This window comes from Bacillus sp. FSL R9-9492 (genome assembly GCF_038007365.1).
GTDB classification, from domain to species: Bacteria; Bacillota; Bacilli; order Bacillales; family Bacillaceae_G; genus Bacillus_A; species Bacillus_A mycoides.
Map to the genome: position 1 here is coordinate 2,100,083 of NZ_JBBOXC010000001.1, position 23,029 is coordinate 2,123,111.

Sequence of the window (23,029 nt, forward strand, 5' to 3'; positions counted from 1 at the left end):
GTAAGGGGCATATTTTATCATCTTGAGCAGAGAGGAGGATGCATAGCATATTGTGAAAAGAGATATAAACAATGAAAAAGTGCTATGCAAATGAAAATTATGAAGGGACGTTTAAGGCCAGGTGATACAGTAGCAATTGGTTTAATGTTATTTGCACTATTTTTAGGAGCAGGAAATTTAATTTTCCCACCAGTTTTAGGGCAACAAGCTGGAGAGAATGTTTGGGTTGCTACAATTGGATTCCTTGTAACGGGAGTCGGATTACCCCTATTAGCTGTGACAGCTGTCGCGTTTGTAGAGGGGGACTTGAAAGCGCTATCTTCTAGAGTTCACCCTATATTTGCGTTTATTTTCCCATTGATTAGTTATTTAGCGATTGGACCATTTTTCGCAATTCCGCGTACTGGAGCCGTTTCATTTGAAATGGGTATGAAGCCATTTTTATCAGAGGCATTGGTTTCTGAGTGGTACATGCTATTTCTTTTCACTATAATTTTCTTCGGAATAACGTGGTATTTATCATTAAATCCATCTAAATTAGTGGATTGGTTCGGGAAATTTCTTACACCATTGTTAGTATTGATTGTTGCTGTTATTGTCGGAAAAGCAATTATTGATCCAATTGGAGAACCGGCTGCACCTTTAGCTGCTTATAAAGAGAATGCTTTCTTTGGTGGATTTATTCAAGGATATTTAACGATGGATGCGATTAGTGCACTTGTGTTTGGGATTGTTGTTGTACAAGTTATTCGCTCAAAAGGGATAAAAGAGAGCGGACAAATCGCAAAAATAACAGTTGTATCAGGGATTATTGCTGTATTAGGCTTAACGTTAATATATTTATCACTTGCATATCTTGGATCTACAAGTACATCACTTGGTGTGTCGGAGAACGGTGGTCTTATTTTAACGAATGTTGTAAATGAGTTATATGGAACAAGTGGCAAAATTTTATTAGGACTTGTAATTATACTCGCTTGTTTAACAACTTCTGTTGGATTAACATCTGCGTGTGCTGGCTTCTTTACAAACTTATTCCCAAAACTTTCGCATAAAACGATTGTAACTATGGTATGTGTATTTAGTTTAATTGTATCTAACCTAGGGTTAACACAATTAATCACAGTAACATTACCAGTGTTAATGATCATTTATCCAGTTGCAATTGTATTAATCGTTCTTTCATATTTCCATAAATGGATAGGGAAGCGTAATACAATATATATTGGAGCTATTTTAGGTGCGTTGTTAATTAGTTTCTTTAACGGTTTAGAAAGTGCGAACATTAAAATTGATGCGATTTCTAATGTGCTACAAATGTTACCATTATATAAAGAAGGAATAGGATGGCTAATCCCATCATGTATTGGCGGGATTCTCGGTTTCTTCTTCTATAAATCAAATGAATTAAGTGAATTACAAAAGAAAGGTGCTTAGGCGCCTTTCTTTTTTTAAAGGGGATTTTTGTATTTTGTCTAAGTAATAATTGGGAGGAATGATAAAATGGCTAATTTTGAAGATTTTTTAACTTTTGATGTAAGAATTGGAACAGTAACACAGGCAGAGGAATTTAAAGAAGCGAGAGTGCCAGCGATTAAACTAGAAATTGATTTTGGGGAGCTTGGGGTCAAGCAGTCAAGTGCTCAAATTACGAAGAGATATAATCCAGAAGACTTAATCGGTCAGCAAATTGTTGCTGTTGTAAATTTTCCGCCAAAGCGTGTAGCTGGATTTAAATCGGAAGTGCTTGTATTAGGTGGAGTTCCTGAAGCTGGTGATGTTGTGTTGCTTCAGCCTAATATGGAACTGCCAAATGGAACAAAAATTAGTTAGTGTGAAGGTAGGGGGTAATATGGATATCGGACGAGAATATTTACAATGTGCCATTTCTAATTTCAAAACAACAAAGCAACAAGGAGAACGGGTACTTTCTCAATTATCATACGAACAAATACAATGGTCTTCTCATGAAGAAACAAATAGCATAGCGATTATAATGAAACATTTGCATGGTAATATGCGTTCAAGATGGACGAAATTTTTAACGTCTGATGGCGAAAAAATAGATCGTAACCGAGATGGTGAATTTGAAGGTGGCTACAATTCAAAACAAGAAGCGCTTGCTGCGTGGCAAGAAGGGTGGGAGTATGTTTTTAAAACGATGGATACTTTAACAGCAGAGCAGATTTTGCAGAAAGTATACATTCGTGGAGAAGAACACACTGTCATGCAAGCGATCGAAAGGCAAATTTCTCATTATGCTTTACATATTGGACAAATCATTTACATTGGTAAAATGTTAAAAGAAAATGAATGGGAGTGTTTAAGCATTCCTAGAGGTCAATCTACTAGTTATTTACAGAAAAAACGTTCAACGTAATAATATGAAAGAAACCGATATAAAATAGGAAGCAAAAAAATAAGCCAATTGATAGAGGGCTCCGTGAACATTAGAATGCTGCCAGCAATAAGCCCATATGTAATAAGAAAGAAACCGAAGAGTGTATTTATAGGAATAAAACGTGAGACAAATAATTGCTGATTTTTGAAACAAGTGTTATGAAACAAATAAAAGCGGAAATGCCGTGTAGAGGTAATAAGATCTTTCTTTCGCGCAATTCTTTTTTTGCATGTATGACAGATGAACGGTGGTTGCATTTCATTACGCTCCATTTTTTATATTTGTAATAATGTAAGACAAAAGTAAGTATAAAGTGTATGTTCCTATATAGGCTCCTGCAATAAGGAAAAATGGATTCAGTAAAATTCCATGAATGCTCGTCATGAAAACTAAATCTTGTATTAAAACATCGTATATATTAATGGAAATAACTGTACCGAGTACATACAGTGCAAAGTACGCAGAAATATGTAGCACAATACGAATTTTAGGATGTAAAGCAAACAAATAAAAAATAAATGATAAGACGATTGGTAATGTTCCTATTAGTAGCTTCAATTCATTTCACCTCATTAACAATATAGCCGGAATTTAAGCGGTCTATTCTCTAGAGCTTGTACATAACTTGAAATAGAGAGGGTGATAGCATGAATCGAGGCTTTTTTTACGTGAAGTTCACAAGTGTACGTAAGTTAGTTTTATTTATTATTACTACAGTACTGGCGACTTTTTTTCTTATTAGTATGATGGTAACCTCTATGAAAGAGACAAAGTCAACGTATTTATATAATTGGTTAAATGAGTTATCGATGAATGGCTACATGTACGTTATTGGGAAAGAGAATCATTATTTTACACAGGAGTACCGGAATTTGAATCAAGACTTTTCTATTTCTTCATTCCTCTTTTCGATGGCTACGAATATTCGTTTTGATGATGTACGTAGTTTTGTCGGGAAAGAGCTTCCTGGCTTTGGTAAGTACGATACAGAAATCGTTATCGCAGGTGAGGGAACAAATTATTCTAACTTACCGATAGAGTCGAGTGTTCCTCTTGAAGAAGTAGTGAAAGAACGGACTGGAGAAGGTGGACAAGCGCCAAAGCCTGATACGAATAAAGAGAAGAAACAACCAGCTCAAACGACTGGAAAAAGACAAGTTGCATTGATTTATCATTCACATAGCTGGGAATCTTATTTGCCGTTACTTAACTTAACAAATGATCCTAATCCAAATAAAGCAACGAGTTCTGTAACGAATATTTCAATAGTTGGAGATCGCTTTCGTGAACAACTGGCAAGTGAAGGGATAGGTGCTACTAATGATAAGACTAATGTCGGTCAAAAATTAATAAGTAAAGGATTAAATAGTAATAGTTCTTATAAACTGTCACGGGAAATTGTACAAGAAGCGATGGCTGGTAATAAAGAATTACAATACTTCTTCGATTTACACCGTGATAGTGCACGGAAAAATGTAACAACAAAAACAATTGGAGATAAATCATATGCTAAGCTTGCTTTTGTAATTGGGAAAGGTAACAAAAACTATGAAAAAAACTTACAATTAGCAACTGCGTTACATGAGACGATTAGTAAGAAATATCCGGGAATGAGCCGTGGTGTAATTCAAAAAGGATTCCAAACAGGAAATGGAGTCTACAATCAAGACCTATCAGGACAAGCGATATTAATTGAAGTTGGCGGGGTAGATAATACAGAGGAAGAATTAAATCGATCAATTGATGCACTTGCTAAAGCATTTGGTGAATATTTTTGGCAAGCAGAAAAAGTGAATGGATAAAGTGAAATTTGAATTAGTGGTAGGCATTGCCGATGGTTATCAGCCTACATCAATTGGGGGAAAACGTAAGTGTACAGCTTACGTTTTTTGTTTGTCATGAAATGAGGATGATAAGATGTCACATTATAGACATAATTTGTAATTGCTATAGTAATATCGAAATTTGTCTATTTATAATAGGAGAATTAGAAAGGGATTTTCGCAAAAATAGAGAAAATCTTTTTACAAGGAAAATTTTTAACTAACAGAATGGGTAGGGGATCAAGGTGATACGAGAGATTAGAGTAGAAGATGCAACATCGTTTTTGCAATTAAATAAGCAATTGGACGAAGAAACGAAATTTATGTTATACGAACTAGGAGAAAGAAAAACTACAGTAGAGCAACAAGAAAAGATGGTCCACCGTTTTATTGAAAATGAATATGCGACAATATTTGTAGCAGTTGAAGAAGAGAGAATAGTAGGGTTTATTTTAGTTAATGGAAATAATATTCAAAGAAAGAGACATGTGGCAGGCATTGTAATTGGTATTTTGCAAGAGTATAGTGGCCGAGGTATTGGAACGAGTTTGTTTAAAGAAGTGGAGAAGTGGGCAAGATTACATGATGTATGGCGTTTAGAATTAACGGTAATGGCCCACAATACAAGAGCTCAGGCACTATATAGCAAAATTGGATTTGAACAAGAAGGTGTCAAAAAATCTGCTCTTATCATCGATGGAAAAGGTATCGATGAGTATGAAATGGCCAAATTATTAAAATAAGAGGTCGTTATATGAAAAAAAGATGGGCACTACTTGGTATCGTAGCAATGATACTGATCATTGGAGTAGCAGGAATAAATTATAAGATGTACAAGGAGCAAGAGGCGAAGGAAGTAAATGTAAACAATATATTTCCGAAAGCTAAAGAAACGATTGCTAATATGGATGGGGATATCGCAGTCATTAGTAATCCAAGTTCGATGCTTGTACTTGTGAATAAAAATAGGCGTTTACCAGATGGGTATAGACCGCCAGATTTAGTTGTTCCGAAAGTACGTTACTCTAGTGAAGGTGATCAAGAGAAGAAAAAGATGAGGAAAGAGGCAGCGGTGGCACTTGAGGAAATGTTTCAGCAAGCCAATAATGAGCGGATTTTCCTTTTTGCAGTCTCTGGATTTAGATCTTTTGATCGACAAAAAGCATTAAATACAATGTATAAAAGACAAGATGGAGAAGCAAAGACAGCGATGTCTAGTGCAGTCCCTGGTACGAGTGAACATCAAACAGGACTAGCTATGGATATTACATCTCAATCTGCTAAATTTCAGCTAGAAACTGTTTTTGGGGAGACGAAAGAAGGAAAGTGGCTTTCTGAAAATGCCCATAAGTTTGGTTTTGTTATTCGATATACGAAAGAGAAAGAAGGGATTACCGGTTATCGTTATGAACCGTGGCATGTACGGTATGTTGGGAATCCGCAAGCTACATATTTATATGAAAACCAACTGACGATTGAAGAAGTAACGCAGTAATGAATTGAGGGGAGAGGGCTAAGATGACGATGTTATATAAGAAAAAGGTACATGCATATATTACGAGAGAAAAAGAAGGGGCTATGCAACTACTCGTTTTTAAACATCGTGATATACGAGAGGCTGGTATCCAAGTTCCAGGCGGGACGGTAGATGAAGGCGAAACGTTAGAGGCAGCAATTTTACGTGAAGTACAAGAAGAGTCAGGACTACGCCATTTTTGTATCGAGCGCTTCCTTTCTGATTACATTATTTATATGAAAGAAAAAAAGGAATATCAAAAACGTCATTTTTTCCACATTTCATTATTAACAGATGTGAAAGATACGTGGGAACATATAGTAAGTGCTGGTGAGGAAGACAAAGGTTTAGTATTTTGTTATGAATGGATTGATATTAACAAATGCCCTGAATTAGCAGGTAAACAAGGCGAGTTTTTACATTTGTTAGAAGAAGTATATGTAAAATAATAAAAAGAGTCTGAGGCGATATGGTCTTATCCCTGTCAAGTAGACAGTATTAAAAAGACTAAGCAGCCATCGAGATTCGATATTCTATCGGAGCTCGATGGTTGAGTCGTTTTTGGAACCGTTTATAGTTATAAAAGTAAATATATTCTTCAATTGCTTGTATTAAATCTTCTTCTGTTTTAAAATGATTCAAATACAACATCTCCGATTTAAAATGGGAGAAAAATGACTCGATACAGGCATTATCATGGCAGTTTCCTTTGCGAGAGTGGCTGCCAATGATACCTAAATCTAAAAGTCGTTTGTTGTAGGCATGAGATGTGTACTGGAATCCCTGATCTGAATGGAGAATGGTTCCACGCACATCTCTTTTTTGTGCCAACATTTCAATTGTATCTAATACAAGTTCATTATCATTACGCTTGGAAATTTTCCAAGAAACAACTTCGTTATTATAAATATCTTGTACGACAGAAAGATAGCGGAATCCCTCTTGAAATCGTAGGTAGGTAATGTCTGTAACAAGCGCTTCATTTTGTTGGCGATCTTTGAATTCACGGTTTAAAACATTTGGAAAAGTATTGGAGTAATTCCCTTTAAAGAAGCGACGCTTCTTCCGAATAATAGACTGAATGTTAAGCTCGCTCATTAAGCGATATACCTTTTTGTGATTTATAAAATAACCCTCCTCTTGTAAGGCGATTTTCATACGTGGATAACCATATTCTTTGTGCTTTACGTGAATAGATTGAATTACCTTTTTTAATTGTTTATCGGATTCTAGTCGCATGTTTTTCATACTTTTTGTATGAATCCACTTATAGTAACTTGAGCGATGTACATTCGCAAAATTAGTAAGCCATATAACGGGATATTTTCTCTTTAGTGATTCAATGATATGATATCTTTCTTTATATTTTAGTACGCCCCCATTTACAGATTTGGATACTGCTTTTTTAAATATTCAACCTGAGCCTTATAGTAGTCACGTTCCTCTTCAACGGTGTTAAAATGAACGCGTTTTCCTTTTAAAGGATTTGGTATACCTTTCATTCCACTATTTTTCCCACGAGTATCTGTAATTTCACCACATTCTTTATATTTTTTCACCCAATTTTTAAGTTGTGTAGAGCTTTTAATCTGATATTTCTCCGTTATCATATCGTAGCTTCCTTCTCCGTTTAAATAACTTTGAACAGCTGATAACTTTACTTCTTCTGAGTATGTATGAAATGTTGTGCCTTTTTTTGCCATGAAAAATCCCCTCCAAGTAATAGTGTAACATCCATGTGTTTACATGGTCTTTTTCACACTGTCTACCTAAAGGGGATAATATCAATATTGTATTCGTTTCAGACTCTTTTTATTTCTCTGGAAATTAAAGGTTTTTAAACTGGTGAGTTGAATTTCTTTAAAGGGATTGTAGCTGTTTATGCGAGGAGCGGAGAAAATGAAAAAGTAATAGATACACGTCATATATATAAGGGCTTATAAAAGGAGAATGAAAATGGAAATTCAGTTTAATACATTATTGCAAAAAGAATTAACAATTCATGATATTCAAAAGGAAATGGAAGCTGGGAAGTTAAATTCAAAAGAACTAGTCATGTATTATCTTCATAGAATCGCAAAGTATGACCAAGATGGTCCGAAAATCAATTCTATTTTAGAAATCAATCCGGATGCTATCTTTATTGCAGAAGCGCTAGATCATGAAAGAAAGACAAAAGGTGTAAGAGGCCTATTACATGGTATACCTGTTTTACTTAAGGATAATATTGAAACGAATGACTCAATGCATACAAGTGCAGGTACGATTGCCCTGGAACAAAATATAAGTAGTGAAGATGCATTTCTTGTTAAAAAGCTCCGAGAAGCAGGTGCGATTATACTAGGGAAAGCAAATATGACAGAGTTAGCAAACGGAATGTCTTTTGAAATGTGGGCTGGATATAGCGCTAGAGGCGGTCAAACGATTAATCCTTACGGTAAAGGAAAGGATGATATGTTTGTTGGTGGATCGAGTACAGGATCTGCCGTTGCAGTTGCTGCTAACTTTACTGTATTATCCGTTGGAACAGAGACAGATGCTTCTATTTTAAGTCCAGCTGTTCAAAACTCGGTTGTAGGTATTAAGCCGACAGTTGGTTTAATTAGCCGTAGTGGAATTATTCCGTTCACATATTCTCAAGATACAGCCGGTCCGTTTGCTAGAACGGTAACAGATGCTGCTATTTTACTAGGGAGTCTAACTGGGGTGGATGAAAAAGATGTAGCTACTCATAAAAGTGAAGGCATGGCATATCAAGATTATACATCTTATCTTGATGCTAATGGTTTAAAGGGAGCGAAGATTGGTGTTTATAGCAATGCTCCAAAAGATTATTACGAAAATGGTGAGTACGATGAAAAATTGTTTGAGGAAACGATCCAAGTATTACGTAGTGAGGGAGCGACAGTAGTAGAAGATATTGATATTCCGTCTTTTCATAGGGAATGGAGTTGGGGAGTTCCACTTTATGAGCTGAAGCACAGCTTGGATAACTATCTTTCTAAATTACCTTCTACTATTCCAGTACATTCTATTTCGGAGTTAATGGAGTTTAATAAAAACATAGTAGAAAGAGCTTTGAAATATGGACAAACTAAGTTAGAAAGAAGAAAAGATTTTCCTAATACGTTAAGAAATCCAGAATATTTAAACGCAAGATTAGAAGATATATATTTTTCGCAAAAACAAGGTATTGATTTTGCGTTGGAAAAATATAATCTGGATGCGATACTGTTCCCTTCTTATATAGGATCTACTATATGTGCGAAAGCAGGTTATCCGTCTATAGCAATACCTGCGGGATATATGGATAATGGGAGGCCTTTTGGAATTACTCTTGCAAGTGCTGCTTTTAGTGAAGGGGCATTAATTAAACTAGCATATGCTTTTGAACAAGCGACAAAACATAGGAAGATGCCAAACTTATCGTAAATAGAAACGAGAGAAGGTTGCCTGAAATGGATTTATGGAGGCCAGCCTTCTCTTATTAATAGCTAAAAGTATTGTCGATTTCTTTTGATGAATCGATATCTCATATCGAATCGTTGATATATTGTAAGTTGTAATAGATATAATTGAAAAATCGTTGATGTAAATTCATTGGACTATTTAGTTGGAAGTCTTATATAAGAAATAAATCACTTAGATACAATATGTTAAATAGAAATCTCTTTCTTTTGCAATCTCTGATGCTTTAATAAACGAAAAGACAAACAAGTAGAACATAAAATAAGAAAAGAAGCGATAATATAAATAGTACGAACACCGAAAATATCGGTAATTGTAGCTGATTTAGTTGTATACAATGTCAGCGAGGATAATACACATTTTGGAGCCTAAATAGTAAGCTAGTGAACGTTTCTGCAATAAGAAGCCCACCTTCAAATCAATAATATTTTTCAAATTATAATCAGAAAAATATATTTTTGAAAGAATTAAATTTTTTGTCATTTTTTGAAAGGGGTTTTCGTGTATAATGAAGAATATATTAATATAGCATTATATTAATGCTTGTTGTAACAGCGAATACATATAATAGCTTGTAGCAAACGCCCCCTCTATGAGAAAGGGCGGATAAACCATTCTTTTCTTCATATACATATAGAAAATGAGAAAGAAAGTGAGGGTTGCATATGGCTGGATGGGTGATTTGGTTTATAATAGCTGGTATTTTATTTATCGCAGAAATGTTGTCGATTACGTTTTACATGCTTTGGCTTGGAATTGGGGCTGTTGTCGGAGGTCTTATTGCTTTGTTTGCTCCTGATGCACTGTTTTTACAATTGGTTGTCGGGGCAATTGTAAGTTTAACATTGACCTTCTTTACGAAAAGAATTTCAAAAAACTTTCGAGAAGCAAGAGGTTTTACTGATACAGTAGATAAACTTGTTGGTAAAAAAGGGATTGTCATGCAAGCGATTACAAGTGAAGTGAACGGTATTGTGAAAGTGGATGGAGATACTTGGACAGCTATTTCAGATGTTTCTATTGATGCCGGAGAAAAAGTCGTTGTTATAAAGAGGCATAGTACTGTGTTACAAGTGAAAAAGGAGAGTGAATAAATATGGTAGCATTAACATTAACGATTATTTTTGCTTTAATTGTCGTTGTATTTATTGCGTTAACAATTAAAATTATTCCACAGCAAAAGGTTGGGGTTGTTGAGAGATTTGGTAAATTCCAACGTATTATGCACCCAGGATTAAATATTTTAATTCCAATTGTAGACCGCGTACGTGTATATCACGATCTACGTATTCAACAAACGAATGTACCACCGCAAAAGGTAATTACGAAAGATAATGTGCAAGTAGAAATTGATACAATTATTTTCTATCAAATTGTTGAGCCAGAACTTGCGACATATGGTATTTCAAACTATGAATATGGTGTTCGTAATATTACATCTGCAACGATGCGTCAAATTATTGGTAACATGGAACTTGATGAAACATTATCAGGCCGTGAAAAAATTTCAATGGAAATCCGTTTAGCGCTTGACGAAGCGACGGAAAAATGGGGCGTTCGTATTGAACGTGTCGAAATAGTTGATATTAACCCGCCGAAAGATGTGCAAGTATCGATGGAAAAACAAATGAAAGCAGAGCGTAATAAACGTGCGATTATTTTAGAAGCAGAAGCTGCGAAACAAGATAAAGTCCTTCGTGCTGAGGGGGAAAAACAAAGTAAGATTTTAATGGCCGAAGGGGATAAAGAAGCTCGTATCCGCGAGGCTGAAGGTATAAAAGAAGCAAAAGAATTAGAAGCGCAAGGGGAAGCAAGAGCGATTGTGGAAATCGCAAAAGCAGAACAAAGTCGAATTGAATTACTACGAGCAGCAGATTTAGATGAACGCGTTCTTGCTTATAAATCATTTGAATCATTGATTGAGGTTGCAAAAGGCCCAGCGAATAAAGTCTTTATTCCGTCTAATGCAATTGAAACACTTGGTACTCTTGGTGCGATTGGGGAAATTTTCAAAGAGAAACAAGCGAAGAAATTACCTTCGTCAGATACAGAAAAATAACTATACGAGTGAGGAAGAGAAATGGGATGCCATTTCTCTTTTTTGTGCGTATATTACGAAAGGCTTGTACATATCCATGTATAAAGAAGGTGATACATTGAAAAGTATGCAATCCGTATACATGGGAAGAAACTAATCTCGTTACTCTTTCTATATGCACTAGTCATAATTATTATTGCGTCGATTTTGACGTCGCTTTTACATACAATGAAATCGAATTACGCGAATCAATGGTTTGGAAAAGTATCGATGCAAGGTTTTGTTCAAATGATAGAAAGTGAGAATCGCTATTACGGATTTGATTATTTTAAGCAGAATAAAAGGGAGTCATTTGGAAATTTAATGTTCTCGATGGCGACGGATTTGAAAATTAAAGATTTAAGAACGTTTGTCGGTAAAGAAGTGCCTGGTATGTCAAAGTATTACTCTAACATTATCGTAGCTGGGGAAGGGACAAACTTTACGAATATCCCAAATGAATCTAGTGTACCGATTGAAGAAGTAACGAAAGAGCGAGAAGTAGCAAAAGATAAAGTTACAGAAGCTGAAAAGAATAATCCGGTTCAGAAAAAGAACGGAGCGAAAAAAGGTGAAAGTGCAGTATATATTTATCATACACATAGCTGGGAATCTTTCTTTCCGTTATTACCAGGGGCTACCGATCCATCAAGTCCAGATGTAAATGTGTCCTTACTAGGGAAACGTATGAAAGAACAACTTGAAGGACAAGGAATTCCGGTAGTTCATGATAAAACGAATATGGGGGATTTATTAGCGAGTAAAAAATGGAAATGGCCGCAATCATATAAAGCGTCTCATGAATATGTAAAAGAAACATTAGCACAAAATAATAAAATTGCGTTTCCGATTGATATACACCGTGATGATCAGCGGAAGAAGGTAACAACAAAAGTAATTAACGGGAAATCGTATGCAAGACTATATTTTATAATTGGGATGGAAAATGAAGGGCGTGCTGAAAATGAAAAAATTGCAAGAGCAATCAATAGTTATTTAGATGAAAACTATTACGGATTAAGCAGAGGGATCTTTCCAAAGTATAAAAAAGATGGAAATGGCGTTTATAATCAAGATTTATCTAAAAATGCGATGTTAATTGAAGTTGGTGGTGTTGATAATACATTAGATGAATTATATAACACAATTGATGTGTTGACGGAAGCGTTTAGTAAATATTATTGGAACAATGCGGAGAAAGTGAATGGGTGAGGAACGGGAAACCGTTCCTTTTTGTTATGGAAAGGTAAGAATGTGATATAATGGAATCTTGTGAATATTAAATGAGGGAGCAGGGGAAATATGCAAATAATATTAATACGTCACGGTGAATCAGAAGCTGATATTTTAAATGTACATGAAGGTCGAGCTGACTTTGAATTAACAGAAAAGGGAAGACAGCAAGTGCAAAGACTTGTACAGAAAGTGAAAGCAGAATTTCCACCAGATTTTATTTGGGCAAGCACATTAAAACGTGCTCGAGAAACGGCTGAAACATTAGCGGAAGCGATTCAGTGCCCAATTCAATTAGAAGAGGAATTAATGGAGTTCAATAATGGAGTGCAAGCAGGTTTATCATTTGAAGAAGCGAAAAAATATCCAGAGCCAAAGTTTCTTCATGACCGGTTTGAAAACGGGGAATCATTTATTGAATTTAGAATGAGAATAGAAGGAATTTTTTCTAAAATCGTGACAGAGAATACATATGACCGAATTGCAATTGTTGCACATGGTGGTGTAATAAATAGTATTTTACGAGCGTTTTTCCAAATGCCAATTAGCATGGACTATTATTTTAAAATGGGAGATACGGGAATTAGTTTGATTGAACTTACGGATAAACAGAAAACTATTCATTTTATAAATGATACAAATCATTTAGAGGGAATGTAAGAGGATATGTACAAAGTTGTATTTTTCGATGTGGATGGTACTCTTTTAAGTGAGATTGATAGAAGTATGCATGAAAGCACAAAAGAAGCGATACAAAGGTTAATAGATAAAGAAATTCACGTAGTTGTTACAACCGGGAGACCATATAGCTTATGTTCACAATTTAAAGAGCTGGGCATAAACACGTTTATTTCTGCAAATGGTGCACATATAAAATGTAGGGAAGAAGTTATACATAAATCGGTACTTTCAAGTGGAATTGTTCATGATATTTCAAATTTCGCTGAATTACATGGTCATAGTGTTTCTTATTTTACAGAAGAATTTGCTATGAATGGTGTTGCCTCGAAAGATGAACGTGTAATACGAGCACTAAACGAAACGTTAAATTTAGAGCAGTATCCTGACAAAGTCAGAAACTTGTTAGAAGAGGTTTATTGTGTATGTCTGTATGCTGATGAATCAGAAACTCAAAAATTTTTGAAAAGATATCCAATGCTTACGTTTGAACGTTTTCATGGTTACGTTATGAATGTGTTGGAAGATAATAAAGTATCGAAACTAACTGCAATTCAAAAGGTATTGGAACATCTGAAAATTTGTAAATCAGAAGCAATTGCTTTTGGTGACGGTGGAAATGATATTGAGATGTTACAGTATGTAGGACTAGGAATTGCGATGGGGAATGGCGGAGAAGAGTTAAAAACAAGAGCAGATTTCGTTACAAAGAAGGCGAGTGAAGGTGGTATTTTATTTGCCTTAAAAAAGTTTAATGTCGTTTAACATACCTTTATTGAAATAAAGGTATGTTAGGATCTTTAACGTGCTCACATAATAAAATATGAATTTGCCCGCGATGATGATAAAAATGTGCAACGATTTCAAGCAACCATTCGAATCGAGAGTAAGAAATACCCCAATAAGCAGTCATAATTTCCGCTAATTCTTCATTGGAATAGGATAAAAAAGTTTTAGAAAGTAAATCGTACCCTTGTATCATCGTTTGCTGTATTTGAGTAATTGTTTCTGGTGTTTGTTCTATATAAAAGGTATGTAAGTCTTTTTCCGTAATACCATTTAATATGAGTAAATCAGCGTGGCAAATAAGGGAAAGATGTGTACACATTTCAAATAATGACCGCTTTGATTCAATCGACTTTATTTTCAAATCACTTTCAGTATATTGGTTCAGTATTTGAATGGAAGTATCGATAGCAATTTTAACTTGATTCAATGCAGATGGAACAAACATTGTAATTATTCTCACCTCCGTATATAATAGTTTCTTAAGGGTATTATATCATACTCAAAATTCCGAAAATTCTAGTAGTTTGACTAGCATAGTGAAAAGTATTATATTGTAAAAGGTCATATGAAACGTGAAATAGAATGGAATGTAATTATTGAGTTAGGAGTTAGACCAATGAGCTTGAAATATGGAAGAGATACAATTGTTGAAGTTGACTTAAATGCGGTAAAACATAATGTAAAAGAATTTAAAAAACGTGTGAATGATGAAAATATTGCAATGATGGCTGCTGTAAAAGCGAATGGGTATGGTCATGGGGCAGTTGAAGTTGCAAAATCGGCTATTGAAGCAGGAATAAACCAACTTGCAGTTGCATTTGTAGATGAAGCAATTGAATTAAGAGAAGCTGGAATCACTGTACCTATTTTAATTTTAGGATATACACCAGTAGCAGCTGTAGAAGATGTAATTCAATATGACGTTATGATGACTGTTTATAGAGTAGAAGATTTACAAGGTATAGATGAAGTTGCAAACCATCTTCAAAAGAAAGTGCGAATTCATGTGAAAATTGATACAGGAATGAGCCGTATTGGTTTACAGGAAGAAGAAGTTAAACCGTTTTTTGAAGAGTTAAAACGTATGCGATATGTAGAAGTAGTAGGGATGTTTACACATTACTCTACCGCTGATGAAATAGATAAAACTTATACAAATATGCAAACAAGTTTGTTTGAGAAAGCTGTAAATACAGCGGAAGAATTAGGAATTCATTTTCCATATATTCATAGTTCAAACAGTGCAGGATCAATGGAACTTAGTAACACATTTCAAAATATGGTTCGTGTCGGTATTGGAATTTACGGTATGTATCCTTCAAGAGAAGTGGATCATACAGTTGCTTCCTTACAGCCAGCGTTGTCTTTAAAATCAAAAGTAGCTCATGTTAAACATGCGAAGAAAAATCGTGGTGTTAGCTATGGGAATACTTATGTAACAACGGGCGAAGAATGGATTGCAACTGTACCGATTGGTTATGCTGATGGTTATAATCGTCAGCTATCTAATAAAGGGCATGCACTAATAAACGGAGTACGAGTACCTGTAATTGGCCGTGTTTGTATGGATCAGCTTATGCTAGATGTTACAAATGCAATGCCAGTACAAGTAGGAGACGAAGTTGTATTCTACGGCAAACAAGATGAAGAAGAGATTGCGGTAGAAGAAATAGCAGATATGCTAGGTACAATTAACTATGAAGTTACATGTATGTTGGACAGAAGAATTCCACGTGTCTATAAAGAAAATGATGAAACGACTGCAATTGTAAATATATTAAGAAAAAACTGAATCGATATGATTCAGTTTTTTTATTTTTGACAAATGAAAAATGTTCTATTTGCACCATGTAGTTGAATGTTTTTAAATCCTACAGATTCCAACGAAGAAATTATTTCTTCATTGGAGTAACAGGCTTCCTCAAAAGAAAAGTCACTTCTTTTCCAACTATCATCTATGTCATGTTTAAATAGTATGAAGTTCATTTCTGCTCTGTTACTTTCACTATCATACGTGGAATCAATGGTACAAACATATTCTCGTTCTGAAATATGAAACGAAGCACTCCAGTTTTCAAGAAATCCTTTTTCTGTATTTATATCAAATGCGAATGTACCTCCATCATATAATGCCGAATAAACATGATGAAAAGCGTCTTTTAGCTCGTTTAATTTCATAATGTGATTTAAGCTATCACCGGCTGAGATGACGTAGTGGAATTGCTCATTTATATTGAAATAGCGAGCATCATCGACGATGAAGGTTGCATCTGGCGCATTTTGACGTGCGTGTTCGATCATTTGAGCAGAACCATCTATACCAGTTACTATAAAATTATTATCAATTAGTTTCCTAGTAAGATGACCAGTCCCGCAGCAAAGGTCTAATATACGGGAGTGGGAAGCGGCATCTTGTAAAACAAATTTATGATAGGCTGGATAGGAGTGTTCTGCAAAATGTCCCCAATGTTTATTATAAATGTCTGCAAAAATATCATAATCAGAATAAATTAGTTTTTTAGACATATGTATTCTGCTCAAAATTCATTAAATTATAATAGTCATGCTTCTTTTTAATTTCAAAACCACATTGTGTATATAGTTTTAAAGCATTGTTATTTTTCGTTTCGACGTCTAGTTCAATTGTTGAAACTCCTTCTGTAATAAGTGTATGTACCATATAACTAAGAATATCTTTACCATATCCTTTACCTTGATAAGAAGGATGAACTGCAAATCCTGATAGTGTAGTAGATTGCTCTTGCTCAGTAACTGTAATCGTTCCTATCACTTTTTCATCGATAAGAGCACTGTAAACTTGATGGGAAGATGAATTCATCATCTTTTGTAACCATGTGGATGTATTTGCTGCCGAATCTCCAAAAGCTTCACTAGCGATTTCTATAAGATCAGGAAGTAATTCAGAAGATGCAACGGTAAGATTAATATTATTTTTCATTGTTTTTTGTGCTTCGTTTGTTTTGAACTCCATACCGTATTCACTGTATAAATAAGGAAAGTTCATTTGTTTTGCAAATGATTTCCCTGAAATAGAGTCACCATTAATTATAAGAAGGGCTCCATCTGCCTCTCTTTTTTGTATTTCTTTCATTGCGGTTTGTAAAAGAGTAGTGCCTATATGTTGTTTCCTATAGTTCGGATGAACAAACCCTATTAACTCCAGTTTTGTTGGTCTCTCAAAGTCATACATACTTAATGCACCGATTAATTGAGTATCATCATAAAATAGAAAATCATTTACCATTTCTATATTACGGGCAGTTAAAAAGTTTATATGTAAATCTGACGAGTAATCAATTTGATCGTGTTGTCCGCAAATATGAGATAAATCTTTCATTTGCTGAATTTCGTTTGCTGTTAAAGATTTCTTTTGTTCAATATTCATTTCATAATCCCTCTCATTCGTATTTAAAAATAGGATGGATGACGCAACCACTTGTCTAACTCTACACTGCCCTGAACAGATAATAACCGGTACAAATATCGATAGGGATGTCTACATTCTTCAAGACGAGGAATGGGCATAATGGTTTCGTAACCTTGTTTAAAAGCATGAGCCTCTTTTTCTGTAAGTACATATTCTAATCCAATAAAATCAAACTCTCGTGGAGAAATTGCATAAGCCTCTGTATCTACTAAACCAGTAATAGATTCTCCATCTGATAAAAACTGAGTAGGATCCATATCAATTAAAACAAGTGTAGATTCCTTCGGTGACGGCAAGGAAGAGAGCTGTGACTCAAAAGTATGAAATGCGTTTTGGATGCTCGCGTTATCGGAATAGAACTTATTTACAAGATCTTTACTGACTTTTAATATGTGAGACTTAAATTCTTCTAGTGGAATGTGGAAAGTATTTGATGGGTTTCCTATAAACTCTGCTTGAAACGAATGAATTTCTGCTAGTCCTTTTCCAAGGCTGAATAAAATAGAATCAGGTTGTCCGATAAATGATTGCAGCGTATTTCCGGTTAGTTTTTCGACGATTACATACTCTCGCTCATTTAAAACATGTTTTTGCAAAATAGTCGGGATGGGTAAGGTAGTATGCTTTTTCAATAATGCGTGTATTGTTTCTAAATGATGTACATGCCTTGGATCAATTCCAAAAAGATTTTTACATCCCCACCAAAAATCATTGTTGGGCTCTTCAGTCATTTTTGAAGAGCGAACAATAACTTCTTCAGCTTCTGTTTTAACAAGAAACACGTCGCTTGCATGGTCTTCATAGCCTGGATGCAAAGCTTGAGCGGATAAAATAGGTGAAGTAAACAATTGTTGTAGCATGAAAGAGCTCCTTTTTCTGTAAATTCTATAAATTCATTATATAACAGAATATGTACCAAGTGGATAATGATGGGGACAACATAGAACTTAAATAAATTTATGGTGAGAAATCAGTGTGGAAATTATATTTTTCTATTTTTGTATGAATTATCAAAATAATGTTTCTGATGATAAATCTGTAAAAATGCCTGAATGTAAATCCCGTATTTTTCAATAAATGAAAGGTTAAGCCTACTTTTATAAGAGTTATAATGTAGGTTATGAAAAATATTTCTCAATAATAAAATGAAGAGAAAAATATGAAGAAGTAGAATAGATTACTTAATAGTTTTAAATTAATTAATATGATTAACTATTAATTATATTAGATAGGAGAGAATATTATGGCAAATGTACTCGTAATAAATTTCCCTGGAGAAGGTCATATAAATCCGACTTTAGCTATTGTAAGTGAGTTAATTCGGCGAGGGGAAACAGTTGTTTCGTATTGTATTGAAGATTATAGAAAGAAGATTGAAGCAACAGGTGCAGAATTCCGAGTGTTTGAGAATTTCCTCTCTCAAATTAATATTATGGAACGAGTAAATGAAGGTGGGAGTCCTTTGACGATGCTATCTCATATGATTGAAGCATCAGAGCGTATTGTTACTCAAATTGTAGAAGAAACAAAAGGGGAAAAGTACGATTACTTGATATACGATAATCATTTTCCAGTAGGACGTATTATAGCGAATGTTTTAAAATTACCTAGCGTTTCTTCTTGTACAACTTTTGCTTTTAATCAGTACATTACTTTTAATGATGAACAAGAATCGAGACAAGTAGATGAAACTAATCCATTATATCAATCTTGTTTAGCGGGAATGGAAAAATGGAATAGGCAGTATGGAATGAAATGTATTAATATGTATGATATTATGAATCATCCTGGTGATATTACTATTGTATATACTTCAAAGGAATATCAGCCGCGTTCAGATGTATTCGATGAATCGTATAAGTTTGTCGGTCCATCAATTGCTACTCGAAAAGAAGTAGATAGCTTTCCTATGGAAGATTTAAAAGATAAACAATTGATTTTCATTTCTATGGGAACAGTTTTTAATGAACAACCTGAGTTATATGAAAAATGTTTTGAAGCGTTTAAAGATGTAGAAGCGACAGTCGTATTAGTTGTTGGTAAGAAGATAAATATAAGTCAATTTGAAAACATTCCGAATAACTTTAAGTTGTATAATTATGTGCCGCAATTAGAAGTATTACAGTACGCTGATGTATTCGTGACACACGGTGGTATGAATAGTTCGAGTGAAGCACTATATTACGGTGTCCCGTTAGTTGTAATTCCGGTAACAGGAGATCAGCCTTTAGTTGCGAAACGAGTGAGTGAAGTAGGAGCTGGAATAAGGCTTAATCGTAAAGAATTAACTTCTGAATTGTTACGTGAGACTGTAAAGAAAGTAATGTATGATGTAACGTTTAAGGAAAATAGTCGTAAAGTTGGAGAGTCACTTCGAAATGCTGGTGGGTATAATAGAGCAGTTGATGAAATATTTAAAATGAAAGTGAATTCATACTTAAAACTTAAATAAATGTTTGGAGCACACTTACTGAAATACGTAAGTGTGTTTTTATAAATAAATTACATAAAAAATCACTATAAAGGTGAAACTTTTGTGTATATAAACTGATATCTTTGAATTAGTAGTAAAATTACGTTAAAATAATACTAAGAAAATATATATGTTTTGGGGGTAATGAATGAAAAGAGTATTTGAATACGTATTATTAACAATTGGATCGATTATTGTAGCGGGTTCATTAGAGCTTATTTTAGCACCTAATGGATTAGTAGATGGCGGGGTAACGGCCATTGCTATTATGGCAAATAAAGTTGCTGGATTACCGCTTTATGGAGTATTTTTAGGACTTAATATCCCAATTTTACTATTTACTGCAAAAGTAATGGGTAAGAAGTTCTTTATCCGTACGTCTTATGCAAATGTTGTTACAACACTTGGATTGATTTATTTAAAGCCATTTCCAGCAATTACAACTTCGGAATTATTAATTGTACTTTATGGAGGAGTTCTATTTGGAGTTGGTGTTGGGATTGTTGTAAAAATGGGTGGAGCAATTGATGGGTCAGAAATGTTAGCTGTTTGGATGAACAAGCATTTTAAAGTACCAATTAGTACATTTTTACTTGCTGTAAATGCGGTTATTTTTGTATTTGTTGCTATTTTATTTTCAATTGAGCAAGCGATGTTCTCATTAGCAATTTTCTATATTGTTACGAAGATGATAGATTTCATATTAGACGGTATTAATCAAGGAAAGAGCGTCATGATTATTTCGAACAAAAATAAAGAAATTGGCGAACTGCTTATGAAAGAATTACAATTGTCTGTTACGTATCTACATGGAGAAGGTGGTTTTTTAGGGGAGCACCAGAGAATTATTTATTGTATTACAAACCGTTTCATTTATCCAAAAATGAAAGATCTCGTTCTCTCTGTAGATCCAAGTGCTATAATTGAAGCTTCTTATTCAACAGAAACAACTGGTGTAAAGCGTCCAGGAAGGACAGCGAGATCAGGGCAAGTATCAGAAAAATAGTGACTAAAAATAACTCCACGTAAGTTATACTTACGTGGAGTTATTTTTAGTTAGGGAACCAGACTTTTTTCAGTAATTTGACAACCGTTTCGATACTATCTTCGGGAATACTGCCGAAACCGAGTAATACATACGATGCCTTCTTTAAATTGTGAACAGAATCGTATGTGGAGAGAGGATACAATTTGATTCGCTGTTTTGCAGCAGCATGAATAAGTTCTTGTTCGTTCATCCCATTATGAACATGAAGTACGATATGAAGCCCTGATTGTTCACCGAGTATATGAACGTTATTGCCCATTTCATTTGTAATAGATTTAACTAAAGAAATATGTTTTCTTTTATATAACGTACGACTTCGATTAATATGGCGTTCCCAATCCCCATTTTGAATAAAGGTTGCAAAGGCAAGTTGCTGCAGGGTAGAAACAGTTTGTTTAAACATGCCCCCAAGCGCTTTATAGATTTTTAAAAGATGAGGTGGTAAAACGATATACCCCATTCGCAAAGAAGGTAAAAAGGATTTCGAGAAAGTTCCCATATAAATAACGCGTTCATTTGAATCTAGTCCCTGTAAAGAGGGGATAGGTTTTCCTATATAACGAAATTCCCCGTCATAATCATCTTCAATAATATATCCTTCGCAATCATTGGCCCATCTTAATAATTCGAGCCTTCTAGATAATGGCATAATCATTCCAAGAGGAAATTGGTGAGATGGAGTGACGTATGCTACATTGGAACGTGATTCACGTAAAGCTGAAATACGAATCCCTTTATCGTCTAATGAAATAGGGTGAACAGGGAGACCAGAACTTTGAATCATGGCAGTTATACGGTGAAATCCAGGGTTTTCGATTCCGTATTCTTTTTTTGAACCAAGCAGTTGAAGTAGTAGCCAAAGAAGAGGCTGCGTACCGGCTCCGATAATAATTTGATCAGGTGAAGAATGTACCCCGCGGGCATGGTATAAATATTTTGAAATATGCTCTCGTAAAACGAACTCACCTTGAGGATCTTCTCTAGCAAATAATTCATTTTCATACTGGAATAAAGTTTCTTGTAATGCTCTTTTCCAGTTTGTAATTGGAAAAGCTTTTTGATCAATCAGCCCTTGGCTACAATCATAGTCATATTGTTCTTTTTTTATATTGTTAGCGCTGTTTGACACAACTTGTTGTTTATTTTTAATGACATCAATATCAACTTCTGCAACAAAAATCCCACGTTTCGGTTTACTTTCTACATAACCTTCAGCTAGTAATTGTTGATAAGCAGATTCAACAGTAATACGGCTAACATTAAGTTGTATCGCTAAATTTCTGTGAGAAGGAAGGCGTGTACCGGCAGGCAGTGATCCCTGAGAGATTTCTCGTTTCATATATTCGTAAATTTGTAAATAAATTGGTGTTTTACTTTCTAATTGTAATGGGATAGTAAGATCCATTTTAAGAATTCTCCTTTAAAAACTGGCCATATAAAAAATAATCGAACTGTCACTTAAGTTAAGGGCAGTTACTTTTTATAATGATGATACAACATTTAGAAAATTTAATAAATAGAAAGGGGAGAATCAAAATGAATATTAGAGAAATAGTAACAGAAGCTGATTTACATGATGTATTCCCTGTATTACAGCAATTACGAACAAAAATTTCAAGAGAAGAAGCAAGTTCTTTATTTCAAAAAATGAAAAAAGAAAATTATAAACTACTTTCGTTACAGAATGAAGATGACGAAGTTGTTAGTCTAGCTGGTGTAGCGATTTGTACGAATTTTTATAATGAGAAACATGTTTTCGTATATGATCTTGTAACTGCAGAAGCTCACAGATCAAAAGGATATGGTAAGGTTCTGCTGTCATATGTAGAAAAATGGGGGGAAGAAAAAGGGTGCAGTTCTATCGTTCTTACATCAGCGTTTCCAAGAGCTGATGCACATCGTTTTTATGAAAGAGAAGGCTATGATAAGGTAAGCTATTCTTTTTATAAAGAATTATAATAGTAAGGGGGTTCTATGTGTGAGAACATATGGAACCCCTTTTAATTTAGAATTGAAGAATGAGGAGGGTTAATTACTTATTTTGTCGAATAGTCTCTTTATAATTGAGACGATAA

Annotated in this window: 25 protein-coding genes and 1 pseudogene; 17 read left to right on the plus strand and 9 right to left on the minus strand. The window is 34.5% G+C overall.

Going from position 1 to position 23,029, the window contains the following annotated elements:
• Positions 1–99: 99 nt before the first annotated feature.
• From brnQ4 to MKY70_RS10595, 3 genes are all read left to right on the plus strand, one after another.
• A complete protein-coding gene (gene brnQ4 / locus MKY70_RS10585) occupies positions 100–1,437 on the plus strand; it encodes a branched-chain amino acid transport system II carrier protein BrnQ4 (RefSeq protein WP_407707244.1) in 1,338 nt (445 codons plus the stop codon).
• Between the two features lie 66 nt (positions 1,438–1,503).
• The gene (gene csaA / locus MKY70_RS10590) at positions 1,504–1,833 is read left to right on the plus strand and encodes a chaperone CsaA (protein ID WP_001263027.1); all 330 of its coding nucleotides are present in this window, start codon (positions 1,504–1,506) and stop codon (positions 1,831–1,833) included.
• A complete protein-coding gene (locus MKY70_RS10595) occupies positions 1,814–2,380 on the plus strand; it encodes a DUF1572 domain-containing protein (RefSeq protein ID WP_088032654.1) in 567 nt (188 codons plus the stop codon). The genes csaA and MKY70_RS10595 overlap by 20 nt, the downstream gene beginning before the upstream one ends.
• Here MKY70_RS10595 and MKY70_RS10600 read toward each other — a convergent pair.
• The gene (locus MKY70_RS10600; protein WP_080466632.1) at positions 2,353–2,658 is read right to left on the minus strand and encodes a permease; all 306 of its coding nucleotides are present in this window, start codon (positions 2,656–2,658) and stop codon (positions 2,353–2,355) included. The two genes, MKY70_RS10595 and MKY70_RS10600, sit on opposite strands and share 28 nt — an antisense overlap.
• 4 nt (positions 2,659–2,662) lie before the next feature.
• Positions 2,663–2,959 (minus strand): hypothetical protein, encoded by a 297-nt coding sequence (locus tag MKY70_RS10605; RefSeq protein WP_044444214.1) that lies wholly within the window; start codon positions 2,957–2,959, stop codon positions 2,663–2,665.
• An 89-nt stretch (positions 2,960–3,048) separates the two neighbouring features.
• On the opposite strand from MKY70_RS10605, the gene spoIIP (MKY70_RS10610) reads away from it, so the two are divergent.
• From spoIIP (MKY70_RS10610) to MKY70_RS10625, 4 genes are all read left to right on the plus strand, one after another.
• Complete coding sequence (gene spoIIP, locus MKY70_RS10610; protein ID WP_088032658.1) at positions 3,049–4,203, plus strand: stage II sporulation protein SpoIIP; 1,155 nt, start codon at positions 3,049–3,051, stop codon at positions 4,201–4,203.
• A 266-nt stretch (positions 4,204–4,469) separates the two neighbouring features.
• A complete protein-coding gene (locus tag MKY70_RS10615) occupies positions 4,470–4,967 on the plus strand; it encodes a GNAT family N-acetyltransferase (RefSeq protein WP_002141410.1) in 498 nt (165 codons plus the stop codon).
• An 11-nt stretch (positions 4,968–4,978) separates the two neighbouring features.
• Positions 4,979–5,719, plus strand: a complete 741-nt coding sequence (locus MKY70_RS10620; protein ID WP_002031537.1) for a M15 family metallopeptidase — start codon at positions 4,979–4,981, stop codon at positions 5,717–5,719.
• A 23-nt stretch (positions 5,720–5,742) separates the two neighbouring features.
• A complete protein-coding gene (locus MKY70_RS10625; RefSeq protein ID WP_002141412.1) occupies positions 5,743–6,189 on the plus strand; it encodes an NUDIX hydrolase in 447 nt (148 codons plus the stop codon).
• A 58-nt stretch (positions 6,190–6,247) separates the two neighbouring features.
• Here the strand turns inward: MKY70_RS10625 and MKY70_RS10630 are convergent.
• Positions 6,248–7,443, minus strand: a protein-coding gene (locus MKY70_RS10630; protein ID WP_340780769.1) for an IS3 family transposase whose coding sequence is annotated in 2 segments (ribosomal slippage) — positions 6,248–7,137 and positions 7,137–7,443 — 1,197 coding nt in all. Because the reading frame shifts where the segments join, the coding sequence is not laid out codon by codon here.
• 253 nt (positions 7,444–7,696) lie between these two features.
• On the opposite strand from MKY70_RS10630, the gene MKY70_RS10635 reads away from it, so the two are divergent.
• Positions 7,697–9,172 (plus strand): amidase family protein, encoded by a 1,476-nt coding sequence (locus tag MKY70_RS10635; RefSeq protein ID WP_341024160.1) that lies wholly within the window; start codon positions 7,697–7,699, stop codon positions 9,170–9,172.
• Positions 9,173–9,396: 224 nt separating this feature from the next.
• Here the strand turns inward: MKY70_RS10635 and MKY70_RS10640 are convergent.
• Positions 9,397–9,522: pseudogene (locus tag MKY70_RS10640) on the minus strand (MFS transporter); the annotation flags it as partial.
• A 351-nt stretch (positions 9,523–9,873) separates the two neighbouring features.
• Here MKY70_RS10640 and MKY70_RS10645 point away from each other — a divergent pair.
• The 5 genes from MKY70_RS10645 to MKY70_RS10665 all read left to right on the plus strand — a co-directional run bounded on the left by MKY70_RS10645 (position 9,874) and on the right by MKY70_RS10665 (position 13,961).
• Positions 9,874–10,302: an NfeD family protein gene (locus tag MKY70_RS10645; protein WP_113734614.1), complete on the plus strand. Its 429-nt coding sequence runs from the start codon at positions 9,874–9,876 to the stop codon at positions 10,300–10,302.
• Positions 10,303–10,304: 2 nt separating this feature from the next.
• Complete coding sequence (locus MKY70_RS10650) at positions 10,305–11,267, plus strand: SPFH domain-containing protein (RefSeq protein ID WP_113734613.1); 963 nt, start codon at positions 10,305–10,307, stop codon at positions 11,265–11,267.
• Between the two features lie 207 nt (positions 11,268–11,474).
• Positions 11,475–12,497 carry a stage II sporulation protein P gene (gene spoIIP / locus MKY70_RS10655; protein WP_341024161.1) on the plus strand — a complete coding sequence of 341 codons (1,023 nt, stop codon included), beginning with the start codon at positions 11,475–11,477 and terminating at the stop codon, positions 12,495–12,497.
• A 90-nt stretch (positions 12,498–12,587) separates the two neighbouring features.
• On the plus strand, positions 12,588–13,178 hold the full coding sequence (locus MKY70_RS10660) for a histidine phosphatase family protein (RefSeq protein ID WP_113734612.1): 591 nt from the start codon (positions 12,588–12,590) through the stop codon (positions 13,176–13,178).
• A 6-nt stretch (positions 13,179–13,184) separates the two neighbouring features.
• Positions 13,185–13,961, plus strand: coding sequence for a Cof-type HAD-IIB family hydrolase (locus MKY70_RS10665; RefSeq protein ID WP_113734611.1), 777 nt, complete (start codon positions 13,185–13,187; stop codon positions 13,959–13,961).
• 7 nt (positions 13,962–13,968) lie between these two features.
• Here the strand turns inward: MKY70_RS10665 and MKY70_RS10670 are convergent, their stop codons facing one another.
• On the minus strand, positions 13,969–14,430 hold the full coding sequence (locus MKY70_RS10670) for a DinB family protein (RefSeq protein ID WP_088039262.1): 462 nt from the start codon (positions 14,428–14,430) through the stop codon (positions 13,969–13,971).
• Between the two features lie 171 nt (positions 14,431–14,601).
• On the opposite strand from MKY70_RS10670, the gene alr reads away from it, so the two are divergent.
• Positions 14,602–15,777 (plus strand): alanine racemase, encoded by a 1,176-nt coding sequence (gene alr, locus MKY70_RS10675; protein ID WP_002141421.1) that lies wholly within the window; start codon positions 14,602–14,604, stop codon positions 15,775–15,777.
• A 20-nt stretch (positions 15,778–15,797) separates the two neighbouring features.
• Here alr and MKY70_RS10680 read toward each other — a convergent pair whose 3' ends face one another.
• From MKY70_RS10680 to MKY70_RS10690, 3 genes are read right to left on the minus strand one after another with little or no spacing between them, the layout of a single operon-like run.
• The gene (locus tag MKY70_RS10680) at positions 15,798–16,511 is read right to left on the minus strand and encodes a class I SAM-dependent methyltransferase (protein ID WP_002189385.1); all 714 of its coding nucleotides are present in this window, start codon (positions 16,509–16,511) and stop codon (positions 15,798–15,800) included.
• A complete protein-coding gene (locus MKY70_RS10685) occupies positions 16,504–17,391 on the minus strand; it encodes a GNAT family N-acetyltransferase (RefSeq protein ID WP_088032662.1) in 888 nt (295 codons plus the stop codon). Before MKY70_RS10685 ends, MKY70_RS10680 begins: the two co-directional genes overlap by 8 nt.
• Positions 17,392–17,414: 23 nt before the next feature.
• Positions 17,415–18,293, minus strand: coding sequence for a phosphotransferase (locus tag MKY70_RS10690; protein ID WP_002086010.1), 879 nt, complete (start codon positions 18,291–18,293; stop codon positions 17,415–17,417).
• A 383-nt stretch (positions 18,294–18,676) separates the two neighbouring features.
• Between MKY70_RS10690 and MKY70_RS10695 the strand changes: the two genes are divergently transcribed.
• Both MKY70_RS10695 and MKY70_RS10700 read left to right on the plus strand, forming a co-directional pair.
• A complete protein-coding gene (locus MKY70_RS10695; protein ID WP_002141425.1) occupies positions 18,677–19,885 on the plus strand; it encodes a macrolide family glycosyltransferase in 1,209 nt (402 codons plus the stop codon).
• Between the two features lie 169 nt (positions 19,886–20,054).
• Complete coding sequence (locus MKY70_RS10700; RefSeq protein WP_098775941.1) at positions 20,055–20,912, plus strand: YitT family protein; 858 nt, start codon at positions 20,055–20,057, stop codon at positions 20,910–20,912.
• 46 nt (positions 20,913–20,958) lie between these two features.
• Here MKY70_RS10700 and pdxR read toward each other — a convergent pair whose 3' ends face one another.
• Positions 20,959–22,359, minus strand: a complete 1,401-nt coding sequence (gene pdxR, locus MKY70_RS10705) for a MocR-like pyridoxine biosynthesis transcription factor PdxR (RefSeq protein WP_341024166.1) — start codon at positions 22,357–22,359, stop codon at positions 20,959–20,961.
• 131 nt (positions 22,360–22,490) lie between these two features.
• Between pdxR and MKY70_RS10710 the strand changes: the two genes are divergently transcribed.
• The gene (locus MKY70_RS10710) at positions 22,491–22,913 is read left to right on the plus strand and encodes a GNAT family N-acetyltransferase (RefSeq protein ID WP_088032670.1); all 423 of its coding nucleotides are present in this window, start codon (positions 22,491–22,493) and stop codon (positions 22,911–22,913) included.
• The last annotated feature ends 116 nt before the right edge of the window (positions 22,914–23,029 follow it).